General features: G+C 58.4%; 5 protein-coding genes. All 5 read left to right on the top strand.

Annotation, left to right across the window (positions count from 1 at the left end; genetic code table 11):
- The coding region (locus SGJ19_19545; GenBank protein ID MDZ4782446.1) for a DEAD/DEAH box helicase family protein at window positions 1–1984 on the top strand (1984 nt) is incomplete at its 5' end.
- Complete coding sequence (locus SGJ19_19550) at window positions 1884–3011, top strand: restriction endonuclease subunit S (GenBank protein ID MDZ4782447.1); 1128 nt, start codon at window positions 1884–1886, stop codon at window positions 3009–3011. The genes SGJ19_19545 and SGJ19_19550, both read left to right, overlap by 101 nt.
- Window positions 3012–3224: 213 nt before the next feature.
- On the top strand, window positions 3225–4172 hold the full coding sequence (locus SGJ19_19555) for a hypothetical protein (GenBank protein MDZ4782448.1): 948 nt from the start codon (window positions 3225–3227) through the stop codon (window positions 4170–4172).
- Window positions 4169–4609: a type II toxin-antitoxin system VapC family toxin gene (locus SGJ19_19560; protein MDZ4782449.1), complete on the top strand. Its 441-nt coding sequence runs from the start codon at window positions 4169–4171 to the stop codon at window positions 4607–4609. Before SGJ19_19555 ends, SGJ19_19560 begins: the two co-directional genes overlap by 4 nt.
- The coding region (locus tag SGJ19_19565) for a type I restriction-modification system subunit M N-terminal domain-containing protein (GenBank protein ID MDZ4782450.1) at window positions 4606–5148 on the top strand (543 nt) is incomplete at its 3' end. The genes SGJ19_19560 and SGJ19_19565, both read left to right, overlap by 4 nt.

A 5148-nucleotide genomic window follows, 5' to 3' on the forward strand; every position in this document is an offset into this window, starting at 1 on the left:
GCCCGACGCCCGCAGCCGCCGCGTCTTCACCTTCCACCGCCCCGAAGAGCTCCTCCGCCTGGCGAAGCTCGACGACCAGGTTCGCACCCTCCTTCGCCGTATGCCCCCGCTCGAAAAGGGCAACCTCTGGAAAGTCCAAGTCGAGAGCGTCGAGAAACTCGAAAAGTCGCTGGCCGAGAACCGCCCCCGCTCGCTCATCCAAATGGCCACCGGCTCCGGCAAAACCTTCACGGCCGTCAACTTCTGCTACCGGCTCATCAAGTTCGCCAAGGCCCGGCGGATCCTGTTCCTGGTCGACCGCAATAACCTCGGCCAGCAAACCCTCAACGAGTTCCAGCAATTCGTCAGCCCGCTCAATAGCTACAAGTTCACCGAGGAATACGGCGTCCAGCAACTGAAGAAGAACACGATCGACCCCGCCGCCAAGGTCTGCATCACGACCATCCAGCGGCTTTACTCCATGCTTAAAGGCGAAGAGACCTTCCTGGAGGAGAACGAAGAAGGCTCCCTCTTCGAAACCGAAACGTCCCTCGTCAAGGAATCCCTGCCGGTCGTCTACAACCCAAAAATCCCGATCGAGACCTTCGATTTCATCGTTGTCGACGAGTGCCACCGCAGCATCTACAATCTCTGGCGACAAGTTCTCGAATACTTCGACGCCCCGCTGATCGGCCTCACCGCCACGCCCACCACCCAGACCATCGGCTTCTTCAACGGCAACCTCGTTCAGGACTATTCCCACGACCGAGCCGTGGTCGACGGCGTCAACGTCGGCTACGACGTCTTCCGGATCGAAACCCAAATCACCAAAGACGGCGCCAAACTGGCGAAAGAGCCCGGCATTTTCGTCCCCCACCGCGATCGCCGCACCAAAAGCAAAAAGTACAAGGAACTCGACGACGACCTGACCTACACCGCCAACCAGCTCGACCGCGATGTCGTCTCCGAGTCGCAAATCCGGCTGGTGATCCGTACCTTCCGCGACAAGCTGCCGCAGATTTTCCCTGGTCGCCAGGAGGTCCCCAAGACGCTGATCTTCGCCAAGACCGACCTGCACGCCGAAGACGTCGTCCGAATCGTCCGCGAGGAGTTCGGCAAGGGAATCGACTTCTGCCAGAAGATAACGTCCAAGAGCCACAAGCCGAGCGAGGCCCTGCAGCAATTCCGCAACGCCTACTACCCGCGAGTCGCCGTCACGGTCGACATGATCGCCACCGGCACCGACGTCAAGCCGCTCGAGTGCCTGGTCTTCATGCGGAACATCCGCTCGCTCTCGTACTTCGAGCAGATGAAGGGTCGCGGCTGCCGGATCATCGATCCCGACAAACTGCAAAGCGTCACCCCCGACGCCCACCACAAAACCCACTTCATTATCGTCGACGCCGTCGGGGTCTGCGAGGAGGAGAAGCAGGCCACCAAGCCGCTCGACCGCAAACCCTCGGTCCCGCTCGATAAGCTACTCAAGCTCGTCGCCACCGGGGCAGCCGACGCCGATCTGGTTTCAACCTTGGCCGCCCGCCTCGCTCGCCTCGCCCGTCAAGTTGACGAAGATCAGCAAGCCACCATCGAAAAAGCGGCCGGCGGCAAAGACCTCGCCACGCTTTCCGCTGAACTACTTCACAGCGTCGACCCCGACACCACCACCGAGCAGGCCATCGAGAAATTCAAGATCCCGCCGGGCCCGAATGGAGAAGACCCTGTACCGACCGAGAAACAGTTCGAGCAAGTCGAGCAGGACCGGATGCGCCAAGCGCTCAAGCCGTTCCACAATCCCAAACTGCGCGACGTGATCCTCCAAATCCGGCATCAATCTATCGAAGGCTTGTTATGTCACAGAAAAAAAGGCAGCCGAACTCGACCGGTATCGCGTTCGTGCGGGAGACTTGCTTTTCTCTCGCTCCGCTTCCGTCGGTCGCGTCGGATGTGTAGACGGATCGTTGGAAGGCAGCCTCATCAACTACCACATAATGCGATTGCGGCTTGAACCATCGGTAGTCAACCCGGAATTGTTTATGGCGTACGTACGGGGCTCTACGACCGTTCGAGATTACCTGAAGAAGGTGAACCACGGAGCGACGAGGGATGGCATCAACTCTGAGGCATTATTAGCCATGCCCGTAATGCTGCCGCCACCGACTGAACAACTTCAGATAGCGCATGCCGTTGACGAAAAGACCTCGCAGATCGAAGAAGCTGAGAAACAAATCGACGCCGCACTGCTTCGCTCGACCCGGCTTCGCCAAAGCATCCTGAAACAAGCCTTTGAGGGAAAACTCGTCGCCCAAGACTCTGCCGACGAACCGGCTTCCGTCCTGCTCGCTCGCAGCCAGCAGACTTCGCGAACAAACGCGACCGAAACCACTTCGCCCCGCGAATCGAAACGGCTCCCAAAAGAAGTGTTCTTGCGGCGTACGTCCGTCGTCTCGTACATCGTGCGACATCTGGCAACCCAGCCCTCGTTCGGCCGAACGCAGCTAGAAAAAACACTGCATCTAACCCAGTGCCATCTGGACGTCGAACTAGGCTTCTCCTTCCAGCGCTACGCTGCCGGCCCATTCGACAAAGATATCTACAAGTTCGAGCACGTCGCGAAGAAAAACGACTGGTTCTCGACCCAGGAACGACCGAAGTACGGCGTCACCTACCACCCGGGCACCAAGATCGATGACATGTGCAAGTACGTCCCCCGGCACCTCGGTCCCAAACAGGCCGACCTTGATCGGCTGCTCAACCACATTGCCGGGATGAATACTGACGAAGCCGAACTCTTCGCCACCGCATACGCCGCCTGGAACGACCTTCTAATCGACGGCCGCCCGGCCGACGACGATGCGATCGCCGCCGAGATTTACAACTGGGATCCGCAAAAAGCCAAGTTCACGCGGCGAGTGATTGGCGGCAGGCTCCAGTGGATGCGCAAGCACGGTTACGTCCCCCGTGGAACCGGCGAGCGCACCCAGCCAGTCGCGAAACCCACAAAGCTGAAACCACGTCGGCGGAAAAACTCTTGATGAATCTCTCTTGAAATGCCTTATCCGCACGGTTTGGAGCCCCGGGAGGGGCGTTACTCCAATAGCCAGGGGCGGAAGCCCCTGGAATGGTAAATTACGAGAATCCCTCCGGAGCCCCGGCGGGGCGGCACTCCGGTTAGCACTCGCTCAAAGTCGAGCAAGTTGCGACCCGGCGCAAGCTCTCACTGAAAAAAGAAAAGGGAGGCACATCCCATGAAAGCCACCGTTCACAAAGTCTCGCTTCAAACGGATTGCCACTTCGGAAAGCGACTCCCCCCGCAGCATCTTGGTTTCTTCCTCGCCGAGATCCCCGTGGCGATTCAACAGTCCATTTCCATGGCTTTTCGGAACAGAAGCAGCACGCCGGGGCGGCATCCACAATGGCTGGACCGTGCTTCCGATATCCGTTTTGTTGATCACGAGGGAAACGGAGAAGTGTCGCTCTTTTTTGAGGCCCCGACGCTTGGAGAAGCCGCGTCCGAGGTTTATCAGCAAGGGGAATTATGGCCGAGCCGCCCTGATGAAAACGATACCGGCTTCGATCTGCTGGGCGACGTACTTGCCGATATGTCAGCCGACAATGCCGATAGCGACCATTTTGACGCCACGTTGTTGCGCCGCCTGCTCCGCTTCAAACGCGTGTTCGCGGGCCCATATTCCGAGATCGATTTTACAAGCCGCCGCTTCAAGCAACGGCACCCGGCTCGCCTGTCCCCCCTCACCTTGGAAACCGCCGAGGGTTTTCTGGGCCGTACTCCGGCATCAAGTCGTGTCCGCCTCGTCGGCGTCCTCGACATGATCCGAGTGAGTACGCAGACCTTTGGAATTCGACTCGATTCCGGCGAAGAGGTTCGCGGTGTGCTGCCGGAGGGAAGCATCGACGACGTGAAACAACTTTTGAATCGACGCGTGTTGCTATTGGGCAGCGCGGTCTATCGAGCTTCCGGGAGATTGTTGCGTGTCGACGCCGAAAGTGTCGCGCTTGGCGAAAATGAACCGGCGTTGTGGTCGAAGATGCCGCAGCCCGGCACAAGTCGGCTCGACCTCGGAAAATTGCGAAAGCTGCAAGGTCCCAGATCGGGAATGGCCGCGATCATGGGCCGTTGGCCCGGCGACGAATCTGACGACGATATTGCCGTCGCATTGGAGAAGCTCTCGTGAGCATTTCCAACACCGATCTGTTGGTCTTGGACACAAATATCCTTGTTCACTGGGTGCGTCAGGACCTGACCGGTGTATTTCTCAAAGACAATTACGCGCTTGACAAACGAATGGAACGCCCACTGTTTTCGACCATCTCCGAAGGGGAGATACGCGGACTGGTAAAAACCTGGAAGTGGGGCGACGCCAAGAAGAAGGCGTTGGATGAATTGCTCTCCGAACTTGTCCGGCTTGAGGCCGGTTTGTCGGAAGTCGTCTTGGCGTACGCGGACCTGTACTTTGAAGATCAACGTCAAGGCAAGAATACCGGCCAGAACGACTTATGGATCGCTGCGAGCGCGAGAGCGACAAACTCCGTCTTAATGACTTGCGACGACGACTTTCTTTGGATGTCCCCTTCACTCGTCCGCGTTGAACATATTCCCCAAGTCAAATGAGCACCGCCTCCCAACAAATCGTCGCCAAAGCCTGGAACTTCGCCCACGTCCTCCGCGACGATGGTCTCTCCTACATGGGCTATACGGAGCAGATCACCTTCCTGCTCTTCCTCAAGATGGCCGACGAGCAGACGAAGCCCCCCTACAACAAGCCCCCGATCGTGCCGGCCAAGTACAACTGGGAAAGCCTGCTCAAGCGTGAAGGCGACGAACTCGAAGCCCACTACCGCCACATCCTCGAAGAACTCGGCACGAAGCCGGGCATGCTCGGCGAGATCTTCAAAAAAGCCCGGCCCGAGATCCAGAACCCCGCCACGCTACGCCGGCTGATCGTCGATCTGATCGACGTCGAAAAGTGGTCCTCGATGGACGCCGACGTCAAAGGCGATATCTACGAAGGCCTCCTCGCCAAAAGCGCCGCCGAAAGCCCCAAGGGAGCCGGCCAGGGCCAGCGCACCAAAATAGCCCGAGTTTTCAGGCGTTCTACAACTTCGCGCGCTCGAAAACACTGCAAATCATGTAATGATGTGACGAACGGC

This window comes from Planctomycetia bacterium, from assembly GCA_034440135.1.
Classification (GTDB): Bacteria; Planctomycetota; Planctomycetia; order Pirellulales; family JALHLM01; genus JALHLM01.